The 14,138-nt window shown below is 58.8% G+C and carries 11 protein-coding genes and 1 pseudogene; 7 read left to right on the top strand and 5 right to left on the bottom strand.

All coding sequences use genetic code 11. The features are described from left to right. The first annotated feature begins 6 nt into the window (after window positions 1-6). The 5 genes from I6F24_RS17880 (at window position 7) to I6F24_RS17860 (ending at window position 7,815) form a co-directional block, all read left to right on the top strand. Window positions 7-1,758, top strand: a complete 1,752-nt coding sequence (locus tag I6F24_RS17880; protein WP_225148859.1) for a type I secretion system permease/ATPase — start codon at window positions 7-9, stop codon at window positions 1,756-1,758. Beyond that, entirely contained in the window at window positions 1,755-3,059 is a 1,305-nt protein-coding gene (locus tag I6F24_RS17875) for an HlyD family type I secretion periplasmic adaptor subunit (RefSeq protein WP_225148858.1), read from the top strand. The genes I6F24_RS17880 and I6F24_RS17875 overlap by 4 nt, the downstream gene beginning before the upstream one ends. Before the next feature lie 1,041 nt (window positions 3,060-4,100). Beyond that, window positions 4,101-5,351: a glycosyltransferase family 4 protein gene (locus I6F24_RS17870; RefSeq protein WP_225148857.1), complete on the top strand. Its 1,251-nt coding sequence runs from the start codon at window positions 4,101-4,103 to the stop codon at window positions 5,349-5,351. 57 nt (window positions 5,352-5,408) lie between these two features. Next, on the top strand, window positions 5,409-6,395 hold the full coding sequence (locus I6F24_RS17865; RefSeq protein WP_225148856.1) for an NAD-dependent epimerase/dehydratase family protein: 987 nt from the start codon (window positions 5,409-5,411) through the stop codon (window positions 6,393-6,395). Between the two features lie 16 nt (window positions 6,396-6,411). Then, on the top strand, window positions 6,412-7,815 hold the full coding sequence (locus tag I6F24_RS17860) for a mannose-1-phosphate guanylyltransferase/mannose-6-phosphate isomerase (RefSeq protein WP_225148855.1): 1,404 nt from the start codon (window positions 6,412-6,414) through the stop codon (window positions 7,813-7,815). 21 nt (window positions 7,816-7,836) lie between these two features. Here the strand turns inward: I6F24_RS17860 and I6F24_RS17855 are convergent, their stop codons facing one another. From I6F24_RS17855 to I6F24_RS17840, 4 genes and pseudogenes are all read right to left on the bottom strand, one after another. Then, on the bottom strand, window positions 7,837-8,784 hold the full coding sequence (locus I6F24_RS17855; RefSeq protein WP_225148854.1) for a GDP-L-fucose synthase: 948 nt from the start codon (window positions 8,782-8,784) through the stop codon (window positions 7,837-7,839). Then, a pseudogene (locus I6F24_RS17850) lies at window positions 8,765-9,026 on the bottom strand (GDP-mannose 4,6-dehydratase); the annotation flags it as partial. The pseudogene I6F24_RS17850 and the gene I6F24_RS17855, both read right to left, overlap by 20 nt. A 26-nt stretch (window positions 9,027-9,052) precedes the next feature. Then, window positions 9,053-9,619 (bottom strand): transglutaminase-like cysteine peptidase, encoded by a 567-nt coding sequence (locus tag I6F24_RS17845; protein ID WP_225148853.1) that lies wholly within the window; start codon window positions 9,617-9,619, stop codon window positions 9,053-9,055. 469 nt (window positions 9,620-10,088) lie between these two features. Further along, window positions 10,089-10,352 (bottom strand): hypothetical protein, encoded by a 264-nt coding sequence (locus tag I6F24_RS17840; RefSeq protein ID WP_109145058.1) that lies wholly within the window; start codon window positions 10,350-10,352, stop codon window positions 10,089-10,091. A 636-nt stretch (window positions 10,353-10,988) separates the two neighbouring features. On the opposite strand from I6F24_RS17840, the gene I6F24_RS17835 reads away from it, so the two are divergent. Continuing rightward, on the top strand, window positions 10,989-11,267 hold the full coding sequence (locus tag I6F24_RS17835; protein ID WP_036013999.1) for a hypothetical protein: 279 nt from the start codon (window positions 10,989-10,991) through the stop codon (window positions 11,265-11,267). A gap of 66 nt (window positions 11,268-11,333) precedes the next feature. On the opposite strand, the gene I6F24_RS17830 is transcribed toward I6F24_RS17835, so the two are convergent. After that, entirely contained in the window at window positions 11,334-12,071 is a 738-nt protein-coding gene (locus tag I6F24_RS17830) for a metallophosphoesterase (RefSeq protein ID WP_081492935.1), read from the bottom strand. A gap of 615 nt (window positions 12,072-12,686) precedes the next feature. On the opposite strand from I6F24_RS17830, the gene I6F24_RS17825 reads away from it, so the two are divergent. Continuing rightward, window positions 12,687-14,117: an undecaprenyl-phosphate glucose phosphotransferase gene (locus I6F24_RS17825; protein ID WP_036024717.1), complete on the top strand. Its 1,431-nt coding sequence runs from the start codon at window positions 12,687-12,689 to the stop codon at window positions 14,115-14,117. Window positions 14,118-14,138: the final 21 nt, after the last annotated feature.

Here is a 14,138-nt window from a genome sequence, read left to right as displayed (position 1 = left end):
ATATTGATGTCCCGCGTTACGCAGTTGAAAAGGGCGTCTCCAGCCAAGCTCTTTCTGCGGCGGAGTCGAAGCGCGCTTTTCGCGATTGGGCTATTTAGCTGCTTCATTAACCTGCTCATGTTGACGGGATCGTTCTTCATGCTGCAGGTCTACGATCGCGTTTTGCCAAGCCGGAGTGCGTCGACGCTCATCGCTCTCGGTGCACTTGTGACCGGCCTCTATGTTTTCCAGGGGCTTCTAGAGGCGACTCGCAGTCGCATCTTTGTGAGGCTTGCCCGCTCATTCGATTTGGACGTCAGCCGGACGGTCGTTGGAGCTCTGTTCGAAACTTCTCGTGCGAGCCGGATCAATGGCGACGGATTGCAGTCTCTCAGGGATTTGGACCAGGTCAGAAGTTTTCTTTCCAGCGCCGGGCCAGCAGCGCTCTTTGATCTGCCTTGGATGCCCCTATACCTTGGGCTTTGCTTTGCGTTTCACGTTTGGATTGGAGTTGCCGCGCTGATCGGCGCGATAGTTTTGATGCTGCTGACGGCAGCTAGCGGCGCTCTCACCAGCCGGCCAACAAAAGCTACTGTGATCGCTGGTACCGCGCGCTTCGGCTTTGCCGGGATGGGAGTACGCCATGCGGAAACGCTGCACGCATTAGGAATGACCAATCGCGTCATCGCAAGGTGGCAAGAACGAAATCTGGCGTATCTGAATGCTCATCAGGATGCCGCCGACATTTTGGCCGGGTTTGGCGCTACTGGCCGCGCATTCCGTATGCTGCTGCAGTCTGCGATTCTGGGGCTCGGCGCCTTTCTGGTGATTCATCAGGAAGCAACTGCCGGTGTGATTATTGCGAGTTCGATCCTGACCGCGAGAGCGCTGGCGCCCGTCGAGCTGACGATAGCTCACTGGAAGGGTTTGCTGGCTGCTAGGCAGGGGTGGCTAAGCTTGCAAGCCATGCTGGCCCATCATGAAGCTCTCACCAGGACCCCGATTCTGCTGCCCCCACCGAAGGCGACTCTGTCTCTTGAAGGGGTAACAGTTCGCCCGCCGGGAGACCCTAAAGCAGTCGTCGCGGGCGTCAGTTTTACCCTGCGGGCGGGTCAAGGGCTGGGTATCATCGGGCCCAGCGGATCTGGAAAATCGTCGCTTGCTCGAGCGATTGTCGGCGTATGGCCCGCCTTTCGCGGCTCTGTTCGGCTGGACGAGGCGTCGATTGATCAATGGAGTAATGAGGAACTCGGAAGGCACATCGGCTATGTGCCACAGGCGGTCGATCTTCTTGCGGGCACGATCGCGGAGAACATTGCAAGATTCCGGGATGGCGTCGATGACAAGATGGTGATCGATGCCGCGAAGGCCGCGGGCGTGCACGAAATGATTGTCCGGCTGCCAAGTGGGTATAACACAGTCATTGGAGAGGGCGGTGTCGGTCTATCCGCCGGGCAGCGACAGCGCATCGGACTGGCACGAGCGCTGTTCGGAAGTCCTTGGCTTGTGGTTCTGGATGAACCAAATTCGAATCTGGACGCTGAAGGTGAGCAGGCTCTTACACAAGCCATTCTGCAGGTGCGCCAGCGAGAAGGCATTGTAATCGTCATTGCTCACCGGCCATCCGCTCTGGTCGCCGTTGATCATATTCTGGCTTTGTCCGAAGGGATTGTGCAGGCGTTCGGTCCCAAAGAGACTGTACTCAAGAGGATCACTCGACAACCCGCATCGGTGGCTCCCTCTGGACTCAAAGTCGTTGACGCAGGTGCTGCATCGTGAAACGCAGTGAAAACGAGGCTGAAGCAAGTCTCCGTCAGCATATCGTCTTCGGTTGCGTGCTGTTGCTTCTGCTGATTTGTGGAGCTGGGGGGTGGGCTGCGACCACCGAAATTTCAGGAGCAGTTGTCGCCTCAGGCTCACTCGTCGTCGAAAGTAGCGTAAAGAAAGTCCAGAATCCGGTCGGCGGCACCGTAAGCGAGTTGAAGGTGCGCGATGGAGATCATGTCGCCGCCGGCCAAATTCTGTTACGCTTGGACGAAACGTTGACGCGCGCAAATTTGGCGGCCGTCACTAAGAGTCTGAACGAGCTTAGGGTTCGGCAGGCCCGACTTGACGCAGAGCGGCGTGGCGACGCTACGCTGGAATTCCCTGCTGCGCTCGTCAAATCTACGAATGATGACGTCGAGCGTATCATGTCGAGCGAGCGCAAGCTTTTCGAAGTTCGGCTTACTGCACGCCTCGGGAAGAAAGCTCAGTTTCGCGAACAAATCGGCCAGCTTCGGCAGCAGGCGCAGGGATTTACTGGTCAGTCCGCATCTAAGGCGCGAGAGATCGAGCTGATTGCCAAAGAGCTTGCTGGTGTCCGCGAGCTTTGGCAGCAGCATTTGGTGCCGATTTCTCGCGTTACGTCCCTGGAGAGGCAGGCCGTAAGCCTTGATGGTGAGCGGAATCAGTTGCTTACGAGCGCTGCGCAGACGTACGGCAAGATCAATGAGACGGAACTGCAGATTATTCAGATCGATGAGGATCTTCGCACCGAAGTTGCAAAAGAGCTGCGCGACGTTCAAGCTCAAATTGAACAGCTGACCGAAAAAGAGATTGCGGCTAAGGATCAGCTCAACAGGACTGAAATTCGCGCACCGCAAGCTGGCATCGTCCAGCAGCTCGCAGTCCATACTGCTGGCGAAGTGATAAGTGCAGGCGAACCGATCATGCTGATCGTGCCGCAAGCCGATGAGCTTCGAGCCGAAGTGAAAGTGCCTCCCCAGCACATCGATCAGCTTGCGATCGGGCAACCAGCGTCCGTCCGCTTCCCTGCATTCGATCAAAGGACCACACCTGAGCTGGACGGCGTATTAAGTCGAGTTTCAGCGGACACGATCCAGGATCCCAAGACTGGGACGCCGTATTATCTCGCACGCGTGAGCATATCAGAGCAGCAACTCCAACGTTTAGGAGCGCTCAAGCTCGTCCCTGGCATGCCTTTAGATGTCTTCGTGCGGACGTCTGAGCGGACAGTTATTTCGTATTTAACGAAGCCATTTCGGGACCAGATCGTTCGAGCATTTCGCGAAAGGTGACCCGCGACGCCACCAGCCGGCCCCAGGCGCTCTGAAGGGCTGGAATATGAGTTGCAGCAGCGCCCGCTGCCGATGCGATTGCGACGAACGCCGCTGCCGGACGCTCCGGGATATCCTTCTGCTCACTAAGCTGGGCGAAGAAGATGGCCTCGGGCCCGGAGCGCAACTACCGGTGCGTTGGGGAGGTCTAGCGCAGATCGTCCGATGTCGCCCCGAGCGCCCGCAGCGAGAAAAATAGGACCAAGAAGCCACACTTGCGCGCCATATCGCCCCAAAGGACCTCCGTTGCCCCCGCATCAGTTGCCTTCCGGCCGGTGGCCTTGGTAAAGTTCACTGCACTATTTGGGCTAGTCGCGGAGTGTCTTGACGGACCGGCGACGTCGTGGCTGGGCTCTGACGAGCGCGGTCCGGGATCATTTCCGCAGGGGCAAGGAGCTCTTCGAGATGTTTAAGATGTTGACCCGAGCAGGTCTTTTGGCCGCATCTGTTACCTTATGCGCGTCGAGCGGAACGAGCGCTGCGATGCAGATGCCCGCACCGGGAGCCCTGCTCACGGGCGAGAGCTCAGTGACGCCTATTACGTTCTGGGCGCAGCCGTATCCATATCGCTATGTGCCGGCGCGCCGCTGCCCTTTGGTACGGGTTGAGACGCCCTATGGTTGGTACATGGACCGGGTTTGCGCGCCAGTCGGCCCCGTCATGCGCCGGGCGTACTGATAAAGTCGCAGCTAGATTCTAGCTGAGCGCCGCCTCTTGATGATTTCGACGAAGCATCAAGGGAGGTGCTCTATTTCACTTCATTTGTTGCTGCTGCTTTGTGCACGCGCGCTGCTGCTTTGTGCTCGCGCATTGCGTTCACCATTAATATGATCTGAACGGAAACGCATTTAGCGAAAACGGAAGACTGTGTTACTTGGAGCTAAAGGCGGAAGGCGACACGTTAAGCTTGTGGGCTTAGTTGGGCGCTTAGAAGCACTTGTTTAGGTTGTTCAGTTTACTGGGCGTCGCTTACGACGCACCGATTCATATTGCAGATCAAGCATGAGAATTCTGATACACGATTATTCCGGTCATCCCTTTCAAGCTCAACTCAGCCGGTCTCTAGCTGCCCGAGGGCATGAAGTTCTGCATTTGTATTTTGCTGGATTTCAGACTCCACGTGGGAATCTAGTTAGGTCAAACGATGACCCTGCGGGGTTTGAAATTCGCGGAGTCAGCATCGACGAGCCCTTCTTGAAAGATTCATTCTTGAAGAGACGCTCGCAGGAGATTGCTTACGGGAAGGCGCTGCGCGACGAGGTCCGGAAATTCGGTCCCCATATTGTGGTGTCTGCCAATACGCCTCTTGATGCGCAAAAGCAGATTATTGCCACCTCAAAGGAAATTGGAGCGACTTTCGTTTTTTGGGTTCAGGATTTGATTGGAGAAGCAATAACACGAATTCTCTCGAAAAGGATGCCCATCTTCGGATGGGTCGTAGGTTTGTACTACCGACGCATGGAGGCCCAAATCCTTCGGCGGAGCGACGCAATAGTTTCGATCACGGCCGACTTCCTACCCTTTCTTGAGAAGCTCGGTGTGCCTAGTGATCGAGTTTCGGTCATCGAGAACTGGGCGCCCCTAGAAGAAATGCCGATCTTTCCGAAGGAGAATGATTGGGCTGCAGCAAACGATTTCGCCGGTCGAATGAACGTCGTCTACGCTGGCACACTCGGGTTCAAGCACAATCCTAGCGTACTCCTAGATCTTGCTCGGCAAGTGGATGCGACCATCACTGTGTTCTCCGAAGGTTCGGTTGTTGATGCCCTAAGGGCATCCGCTCAGAGGGCAGGGATCTCCAATCTGGTGGTCAAGCCCTGGGTGCCTTTCTCGGACCTGCCAAAGATGCTCGGTGCCGCGGACCTTGTTTGTGCACTTATGGAGCCAGACGCGGGAGTGTTCTCCGTTCCGTCGAAAGTTCTTTCTTATTTCGCTGCCGGCAAACCGATATTGGCTGCGATTCCATCTCAGAACCTCGCTGCGAGGCTGATCGTCCGAGAGAGGGCAGGCATTGTCGTGGAGCCTGGCGATGACCGGTCATTCGTCGACGCCGGGAAGCGACTTCTGTCCTCTATTGAAATGCGCGTTCAAATGTCGAGGAATGCGCGTCGCTTCGCAGAAGGTGCTTTTGATATCGTTACCATCGCGACACGCTTCGAGGCAATATTTAACATGGCGCAGCACAAAGGTATCTCTCAGCTAAATGTTCGCGCGAACGACGTATCCGACGCCCTCTCAGAGCAGCGTAGTTAGCGCTTCGCTCAAAGGATCGCAGAAACCGAGTCGAGTTGAAACCGAAGGAAGCAAGCGATGGTTAGTTCTCGAATTGCGTTGGTGTGCGGCGCTGGTGGTTTTATCGGCGGCCATTTGGTCAAGCGTCTAAAGCGCGAAGGGTTTTGGGTGCGTGGCGTGGATTTGAAGTTTCCGCCCTTTGCTGAGACGGAGGCCGACGACTTCGTGGTTGGTGATCTCCGAGATCAAAATTTCTGTCGCCAAATCGTCGATCGAAAGTTTGATGAAGTGTACCAGCTGGCTGCGGATATGGGAGGAGCAGGGTATATCTTCACCGGCGAGCACGACGCCGATGTGATGCACAATTCGGCAACCATTAATTTGAACATGTTGGATGTGTGTCAAAAGCGTAACGTGCGGACAATGTTCTACTCCTCATCCGCGTGCATGTATCCAGAGCACAACCAAATGGATGCTGACAATCCAAACTGCGCAGAGGACTCTGCCTATCCCGCTAATCCAGATAGCGAATATGGTTGGGAGAAGTTGTTTTCTGAGCGCTTGTATCTCGCATACAACCGAAACTACGGAATGCGAAACCGGGTGGCTCGCTACCATAACATTTTCGGCCCTGAAGGTACGTGGCAGGGCGGCAAGGAGAAGGCCCCGGCGGCAGTCTGTCGTAAAGTTGCACAGGCAAGCAATGGCGGTGAGATCGAGATCTGGGGCGATGGTACGCAGACGCGATCCTTTCTCTATATTGAAGAATGTCTGGAAGGTACTGTTCGCCTGACTCGTTCGGACTTCGAAGGCCCGGTTAACGTTGGCTCAGAAGAAATGGTTACGATCAATCAGCTTGTCGACATCGTTTCCGACATCGCTGGTAAGAAGCTTCACAAGAATCACATTTCTGGCCCACTTGGGGTTCGCGGCCGAAATTCTGACAATCGTCTGATTGGGCAGAAGCTCGGCTGGAAGCCGTCCGCGTCGCTGCGATCTGGGCTTGAGAAGACGTACGAGTGGATCGAGCGGCAGGTGCGAAGCAATAAACGTGCTACGGCCTGACGCTTTTGGTTCAGTGATGCAAAGTCCGAGTAGAGTCAGTCCCCTGATCATGTGCGGCGGTGCCGGCACGCGACTGTGGCCCGCTTCGCGCGAGGTTCGGCCCAAGCAGTTCCTGCCGCTGTTCGGCGCCCGCTCGACGTTCCAGGACACGCTGCTGCGCGTGTCCGATCCCTCTTTGTTCGACCGGCCGATCGTCATCACCAACGCCTCCTATCGCTTCATGGTGCTGGAGCAGCTCGCCGAAATTGGTATCGAGGCCGACGTCATCCTCGAGCCGATGCGGCGCGATTCCGGCCCTGCGATCGCGGCCGGCGCGGTGTTCGCGCAGAACCGCGCCAGCGAGGCCATTGTGCTCGCGCTCGCCGCCGATCACGTCGTGCAGAATAATGCCGCCTTCGTCGCCGCCTGTCGCGAGGGCCTCACGGCTGCGAATGCCGGGCGCATCGTCACCTTCGGCGTCAAGCCGGAGCGGCCGGCGACCGAGTATGGCTACATCAATCCGGGCGAGGTGCAGGCGGTTGCGCGCTTCGTCGAGAAGCCGGATGCGGTGAAGGCCTCCGACTACGTCAATTCGGGCTATCTCTGGAACAGCGGCAACTTCATGTTCCCGGCGAGCGTGCTGCTCGACGAATACCGCAAGGTCGATGCGGCAAGTGTCGAGGCCGTCACCAATGCGGTCAACAATGCCGGCCGCGATCTCGGCTTGGTCGCGCTGGAGCCCGAGGCGTTCGGCGCGGCCAAGGCGATCCCGATCGACTATGCGGTGATGGAGAAGACCTCGCGCGCCGCCGTCGTGCCGGTGTCGTGCGGCTGGTCCGACGTCGGCTCCTGGCAAGCGGTGTGGGAGCTGTCGGAGAAGGACGCGCAGGGCAATGCCGCGCACGGCACCGCCGTGTTCGAGGATTCCCGCAATTGCAACGTCACCACGGATTCCGCGCTGGTCGCGCTCGAAGGCGTCGACGATCTCGTCGTCGTCGCGACCGCGGACGCGGTGCTGGTCTCGCGGCAGAAGGATGCCAACGGGTTGAAGCGCCTGGTGACGAAATTGAAATCGGTCGCGCCGAAGGTCACCGAGGAGCATCTCAAGGTGCACCGGCCCTGGGGCAGCTATCAATCCGTCGACAATGGCGAGCGCCACCAGGTCAAGCGCATCGTGGTGAAGCCGGGCGGGCGGCTGTCGCTGCAGAAGCACCATCATCGTGCCGAGCACTGGATCGTGGTCCGCGGCACGGCGCAGGTGACCGTCAACGAGACCGTGAAGACGGTGCACGAGAACGAGTCGATCTACATCCCCATGGGCGCCGTCCACCGGATGGAGAACCCCGGCAAGATCCAGCTGGATCTGATCGAGGTCCAGACTGGAAGCTATCTGGGGGAAGACGACATCATCCGGATTGAAGACGACTATCTTCGGGCCTAATCGATTGAGGCGCGCGTTTCCTCAGTCTTCAAGCAATTCCAGATAGCTTCGATAGGCCAAGCTCAGTCCATGCTCAAGCGGCATTGTCGCCTGCCACCCGAGCTGAGAAAGGCGGCTTACGTCGAGCAGCTTACGTGGCGTTCCGTCCGGACGCGAAGGGTCGAAACTGATCTCACCTGTGTAACCAACGACCTTGGCCACCACGCGCGCAAACTCGGCAATAGTGATGTCCTCACCGGTGCCGATGTTGATTAGCTCCGGGCTTGAATAGGTCCTCATCAGATGCACGCAAGCATCCGCCATGTCGTCGACATAAAGGAATTCGCGCCGTGGTGCGCCGGTGCCCCAAACCGCCACGCTCGTTGCGCCTGTAATCTTCGCTTCGTGGAAACGGCGGATCAGGGCGGCAACCACATGACTGTGCTCGGGATGATAATTGTCTCCGGGGCCGTAGAGATTGGTCGGCATCACGCAGATAAAGTCGGATCCGTACTGGCTGCGATAGGCATCGGCCATCTTGATGCCTGCGATCTTGGCGATCGCGTACGGCTCACTGGTGGGCTCCAGCGGACCCGCTAACACTGTATCCTCGCGCAGCGGCTGCGGCGCCAGCTTCGGATAGATGCAGGAGGAGCCTAGAAACATCAGTTTCTCGGCAGCGCTCAGGTGCGCAGCATGGATCACGTTGGTGGCTATCGCGATGTTGTCGTAGATGAACTCAGCGCGCAGCGTGTTGTTCGCGACGATACCGCCGACTTTTGCAGCGGCGAGAAACACGATCTGCGGTCGCGTTCTGGAGAACCAGTCGAATACGGCAGTTTGGTTGCAGAGATCAACCTCATTCCGCTCCACCGTGACGATCGTCACGTCCTCACGGGACAGGCGGCGCACGATCGCGCTGCCGACCATTCCGCGATGGCCTGCGACGTAAACGCTCTTACCCTTAAGCTCAAACGGCACGCGTGCCATGTGCTACATCCCGTTTCGCCTCGTTCAAATCGTCCGCTACCATTTCTTCGACAAGATGGGCAAATGTCCGCTTTGGCCTCCAGTCTTCTCACGCGCTTTGCTGGCATCCCCACGAGGAGGTCGACCTCTGTCGGCCGAAAATAGCTGGGATCAACCTTGACCACAGTCTTGCCGCTCTTCGCATCCACCCCGATTTCCTCGACGCCCTCGCCGCGCCAACCGGCGCCTACCTTCAATCCAATCAACTGACATGAGCATGCCGTCAGCGCTAAAAGGCGCTGACTTCCCGCGTCCACCGCTGTGGCTCCGTACCCGACTCCGCCCGCACGATAGTGAACCGGTCCAACGCGTCGACCAGCGGCGTGACGACCGGACTTAGATTGTCGAGCACGAGAACCGCTCTTCCCTCCCGCACGAGCAGCACGAGGTGATGCTCACCGGTTGCTCGGATGACGACCTCTGCGAGAAGGAGTGCTGAACTGGGCCAGCCGGACCGTAACAGCAGATGGCGCTTGGTGACGGCATAGTCGCCGCAATTGCCTTCGTATGGGAATATCTGCCACTCCGCGTCACGCCGGCTTGCGGGCGGATCTTTCGGCGCTATGCCGAAATTGACCGTTGAATTGATCTGAGCGAGTTCTCGCCAGCGTTGAATTGAGGAGCGGAAGTCTCGGATCCTGCGATCGTCGTGGCGCCGGCAGTCCTCGGGATATTGGATGCAGAATTGCGAGAATGACAGCGGTGGCGTCACCGCTTGGGATGCGTAGTTTGAATAGGCGGGCTGGCTGCAAACGCAATACATCATGGCCAGCATGCGTGCCGCATGTCTGATCATCGAAAGTTCGCCTGACATCCTTGATTGTTAGACGAAGTATATTGCGGTGCAATGGAATGGCTATGACAATTGTGAGGCATCGATGCACAATCGTGGTGCAGCTTGCGCGAACTCGTCGGCTGAGGGCGACTATAGTGGTCGTTGGCCTCGAATTTCTGCAGGATCTATCTCGTAACCACATGGGAGCCGGCGGCTCCTGCTTCACAGCCCGTTGCCTCTATAGAGGCTGATAACCGAATGAAGTTAAGTCCATGCAGAGGTTCTTGATCCTGTTCGTGTCGCGACCGTGCCCTGTCGTGGGCTCATGATGTGAGCTCATGCTTCCCGAACTGCTGGTGGCCCGAACCGTGTCGTCAGCTCGGTGGTTCTCGGGGGTCCACTAAAAAACCGCCGCAGCGCGTTCAGCGTTGCGGCGGCGATTGATGGTGGTGCGTGGTTCTCAGTGGCTTAGCTGACCGGGCTCTCGAACTTACCGCACGTACCAATATCCCCACCAGCGCTGGGACACCGGCCGTGCCTGCGCCTTCATCGCTGCGACTTCTTCGGCCGGGCGAAGCTGCGGGCCATAGACCGCCGGTGGGTAGACGTTGTCCCAGAACACAAGCCCGCCCTGGATGGCGGCCGCCCGCTGTGACGGGGCAAGCGCGAGCTCGGCGGCTGATGTCGCGGATGCTGCCAAAGTGAGGCCGAGAGCGGCCAGGGCAATGGATGAAGCAACGGCGCGGAAGTTCATTGGATTGAATCCCTCATCAAATGCGATGGGTGATAATGCGATGGGTTCCGGACGGTTGCAAGGGCACGGGCAGGCCGGCTGACGCCGAACTTCCGGTTGCAGGGGCGCATGGTCTCGCCAAGGCGCGTCGGATCGACCGCGACGGGACTTGATGCATTGAGCTGCGAGAACGTCTCTTAGATATGTGGTCGTCATATATAGAGAGTGTTCGATGATCACCGCCGGCCGAGACGAGATCAGGCAGAGGCTTGCAGCGTTGCCGCGTGCGCGGCATGCATGCAAAGGAGACCGAACCTTGAACATTTTTTCGGCGCTCGTGAATCCTCGAGAACCATGATGTCGACACACTGCTCACTCTTGATAGGACGCGCACGATCCAGGACGACTCCCAGGACGACTCTCATGACTTCTGCGTTTGTCTCTGCTTCCATTTTCGGCGCTGGTCTCATTCTCGGATACGCGCTACGCGCCTGGCGCGTCCAACGAAGAACCGTGAGCTCATCCAGCAGCGCCTCGCGCCGGGCCTCGCGGCCCGCTCCGACCTCGACGTTCGGCCACGCCCGGCGAGCCTTCTAGGCATCGTCCCATTCGATGACGGTATCCAGCTTCACACTGAACCCGATCGGACATGACGACATGAGTGAGCCCAAGAAGGATGCGCCGCGACGCTACATCGTTGACGGCGCCGGACAGCGCGTGCTTGTCGGTCTGACGATCTCGGAAACGATCGAGTTCGAAGCGCTGGACAAGCCGGACACCCGTCCCGGCGCCGAGCTGCTCGGGGAGGCGGCGCGCGTCCGAGAGGCCAGGCATGGCGAACGTTGGGTGGAGCTCTACGTCAAGCACGAGCGAGCCTGGAGCGACTGGATGGCCCAGACGCGTGCGCGGCCGGCGCAGCCGACGTTGCTCAACTAGAAATTGCGGACGTTTATTCCCTCCCTGAGACGGTCTCGCGCATCGGTGGCAGGAGGCTGAAGCTCATCACACCGCGAGCATGCGGCTTCCCTGGATGCTCATCAGGGTGAGGTTACCGGTCGCATAGGCGCCGGTGTCGATATTGGCGCGGTTGGCCAGTAGTTCGGCGCTGCGGACCGGCGTATGGCCGTGGACGATATATTTGCCGAACTGCTCCTCGCTCTGCAGGAATTCCTCGCGAATCCAGAGCAGATCGCGCTCGGTCTGCTCGGCGAGCGGCACGCCCGGGCGAACGCCGGCGTGGACGAAGAAGAAGTCTCCGCAACTGAAGCTCAGCCGCAGATTGTCCAGGAATTCCAGATGCTCGGTCGGCATGGCGCGAATCAAGTCGCGCAGGATCGATGCCGGCTCGTCGCGCCTGAGATCGGGTGGAGCAAGCCCGTAGGACATCAATGTCTGGGTCCCGCCGAAGGCGATCCAGTCCTCGAACAATGAAGGGTCTTCGAACACCCTCACCAGAAAGGCCTCGTGGTTGCCCTTGAGGAAGACCGCATTCCCCCTGCGGCTCCGCTCGACCAGGATGTCGAGGGTGGAACGCGTATCCGGGCCGCGATCGATGTAGTCACCCATGAAGACTTCGACGGCATAGCGCGGCCGGCTGCGCGCAACGTCGGCGTCGATCACCCGCAGCATGGGCTCGAGCAGATGCGCGCAGCCGTGGATATCCGAGATCGCGTAAATGCGGACGCCGTCCGGCAATTGCGGTTTGGGAAGCGACGGGTGGGATCGCGCGAAAGATTTCATGGCGCTCATCGATCGGGTGGTCGGAAAAAAGATCCCCAAGTCACCGGCACCGGAGAGCGTCCATCCAACGCGAACAACGCGAGTTCCGTGGGGCCGCAGCTCGTTGTCGGTCCCGATCACGCCAAAAGAAGGGCACGGCTTTTTTTTGCCGAATTGTTTTTTAATGGCGGCAGGAACGAGATGGGACCGCGGGAATTGCATCGCTGCCCGAAGTGCGCGGCAAGTCTGCATGACCCGCCGCAAATTCTCGCATACACCCCCAGATAGAAATTCGAGGAAGCTCTCGCGAGTGATCCGAGTTTGCGTTCGTCGGCAGCAGGCAGCGCCTCAAACTTGAGCGAACAGCGTCTCGTGCAACGATAGCATCGCATGAGATGCGGAACTTGATTCAAAATAGGGCAGTTCGTTCGCTCGTATGTCAGCACTGTGACGACATTTTCAGCGCACCGAATTTCGCCGCGCATCTCAACGCGACACATCGTCCGTGCGCCGCAAAAGTTTCGCGTGCAGCGCCACAATGTCGCTGCGATCGACCAACACTTTCCGTGCGGGGAATTGACGAGTCTTCAGCATCACGATGAGCGTCAGGCACTCTCTCGATACGCAGAGGTTCGAATGGCTGTTGCAACTTACGGTTCTGAAAGCGCTCATGCGCTGTCATCTGCGCGCGGCAGTGCGCTTCAGAGGCCCTTTCAGGTCGTCGTCATCGCTGCTGACTTTCTGTTGATCCTGCTGAGCTACGCGGCGGGAGCTTCGCTGTATGGCGTGGTGGTCGCATCGCCACCCGACGGTGCATCGGTGGGAGCCGGATTGTTTGTCGGTGTGGTGTTCGTCGGGATCGCCTATTTCCGGGACGTCTATTCCACGCACCGCTTGCTCAATCTGGTTTGGCAGCTTCGAATGGCGGCGTTTATCTGGTTGACGTCGCTCACGATCCTCGCCGTTGCGGCCTTCCTGCTGAAATCGACGGACAATCTGTCGCGCGGCACCGTCATCGTCTTCGCCGTGATCGGCGGGCTCGGCCTGATCAGCCTGCGCTTCGTTTGGCAGGCCGTGTTCGGCACGAGCTTTGCGAGAAGCCGCCTGGTCGACCGCAAGGTGATCCTGCTCAGCCTGAAGCCGCTCGACTTCACCTCGAGCCGCTTCAAGGATTTGCGCAGGAACGGCTTCGACGTCATGCGCCATTTCGTGCTCGGAGAGGACCGAGATGACGGCCAATGGGAGCGGCAGATTCGCGACGTCATCCGTCAGTCGCGCGCGGCCGATGTCGACGAATATCTGCTCGCGATCGACTGGAACGAATTGCCGATGCTGCGCAAGCTCGGGCCATATTTGCGCGCCGTTCCGCAGCCCATTCGCCTGCTGCCGGACGATTCCGTTGCCGACCTCGTGACCCGTCCGTTCCTGCCGGTCAGCGGAACCGTCGCGGTCGAGATCCAGCGGCCGCCGCTCACCATTCTCGAGCGGCTGCAGAAGCGCTGTCTCGACGTCGGCGTCGCTCTGTTCGCGCTCGTGCTGCTGACGCCGCTGCTGCTGACGGTAGCCGTGCTGATCAAGCTGGATTCGCCGGGAAGCGTCATATTCCGGCAGTCGCGCCGCGGCTTCAACGGCAAGCCGTTCGAGATCTGGAAGTTCCGCACCATGACGGTTGCCGAGAACGGCGACACGGTGACCCAGGCGACCAAGGGGGATGCCCGGGTCACCAAGATCGGGCGCTTCCTGCGCATGACCAGCATCGACGAGCTGCCGCAGCTCTGGAACGTGCTGCGTGGGGACATGTCGCTGGTGGGACCGCGTCCACACGCGCTCGCCCATGACAATTACTACGACGAGCTGATCAGCAAGTATGTCTACCGCCATCACATGAAGCCGGGCCTGACGGGCTGGGCTCAGGTGAACGGATTCAGGGGCGAAACGCCAACGATCGATCTGATGGAAAAGCGGGTCGAGTACGACGTCTGGTACGTCAGCAATTGGAGCATCTGGCTCGACCTGAAGATCATGGCCCGCACCGCGTCCGCCGTGATGTTCCAGGAGGCCTATTAGCCGCTCGATCTCTCAATCGCC

The sequence above is a fragment of the Bradyrhizobium sp. BRP23 genome, assembly GCF_020194135.1.
Taxonomy (GTDB): Bacteria; Pseudomonadota; Alphaproteobacteria; order Rhizobiales; family Xanthobacteraceae; genus Bradyrhizobium; species Bradyrhizobium yuanmingense.
This window is presented reverse-complemented; position numbering and strand designations above follow the sequence as displayed.